The organism is Staphylococcus ureilyticus (assembly GCF_002902235.1).
GTDB lineage: Bacteria > Bacillota > Bacilli > Staphylococcales > Staphylococcaceae > Staphylococcus > Staphylococcus ureilyticus.
The window spans coordinates 1-1413 of sequence record NZ_PPRL01000171.1; the positions used below are offsets into that span (position 1 = coordinate 1).

Below are 1413 nucleotides of genomic sequence, written 5' to 3' on the forward strand. Positions count from 1 at the left end.
GTAAAAATGAATATTAGCTGAGTTTAATTTGATACTGGCCTTAACCTAAAGGCATAATATCTTCTTTAGTAATATCATCGTAATAATATTTTATTTTATAGATAAAATAATCTTTCAATCTATTCATGTTTTCCAATGTGCTTGAAGCTTGTTCCAAATGAATTAACCACGATCTTGCTGGACACTCGGTATCATAAAATTCTTTATGGATTCTTACTGTTTTTCTATTAACAGGCAATTGATATTTTTTTAAAATTGCAGCTGCTAGCCAAAAGCTAACCTCTTCTACCTTCATAAATGCACTATCTGTTAATATACCATTGATTTTAGACTGACATCTCTCGATACCAATATAATGCGTATTGGCAAATGTATTTCCGCAGTGCCATTCAGTATATTGTGTTGGATGAAACCAGTAACATGTGTCTTGATCGATGTATACGCTCGCCCATCCTTTTTCTAATTCGTTTTTTTCAATGCGCTTATTTAACCATGTAATGTAATTTTTGGCAGAATAATTTTCGGCATCATCGTGTAGAACGACACCTAAAATATCTTTTTTTCGTTCAGTGATTTTCTCATCTATTTCATAATAATTTGAGTATATATGCTCCATTATTTCTCCTCTTTAATATTTAAATTTTTAAATTTTTACATCATTAGTTCATTTAATTTATTTATTCCAAATTTAATGATGTGCACAATTTAATTTTATCGATTGAATTAGCGCTTGAAATAAGAAAATAGTTATATTTAATATATTAATATTCACAACTATTTATTATATAATGTAATTTAGTCAATATAACAATATGTTATCAGGAGTTGCTAGATAGAATGGAACATGCCACATTATGTATCCACGATTTTTTAACTACAGACACGCAACGTTGTATCAACCAAGTCATACTGTTATTTTCATTAAATAGTAAATTGAATATCAATATTAATGGTAAACAAACTTCGGTTGAAAACAATATCGCTATCATCAATCATAGTGATTTATTTTGTATAACTCACGCAGAACAACTAGTTGAACTAAAAATACCAATACAACAAATCATCCCGCTTAATCAATTATTTTTTAATAGTTATTATGATGCAAAAGCATTGCATGCTCAAGAATACTTGAAGTATTTAATACTAAACATGATTGAAAAATTAAATACTATGAATTCAATGGAATTACCTCAATTAACTGAGCTTATTTCTACCTTAGAGCAAGAAACTAAAAAATCAACTGATTATGTTTATATACCGACAATCCATTCTGAAAATGAACTTTTAAATAAAATATCAGATTATATTCAAAAGCACATTACACAACATATCATGTCCAAAGAAATTTCTTCAATTTTTTATATTTCTAGTTCTTATATATCGATTTTATTTAAAAAATATTTAGGTATTAGC

Annotated in this window: 1 protein-coding gene and 1 pseudogene; one reads left to right on the forward strand and one right to left on the reverse strand. The window is 27.2% G+C overall.

The window, feature by feature from the left end; genetic code table 11:
- Positions 1–40: 40 nt before the first annotated feature.
- The gene (locus CD150_RS12950; RefSeq protein WP_073344036.1) at positions 41–616 is read right to left on the reverse strand and encodes a peptidoglycan recognition protein family protein; all 576 of its coding nucleotides are present in this window, start codon (positions 614–616) and stop codon (positions 41–43) included.
- A 221-nt stretch (positions 617–837) separates the two neighbouring features.
- On the opposite strand from CD150_RS12950, the pseudogene CD150_RS12955 reads away from it, so the two are divergent.
- A pseudogene (locus CD150_RS12955) lies at positions 838–1413 on the forward strand (AraC family transcriptional regulator Rsp); the annotation flags it as partial.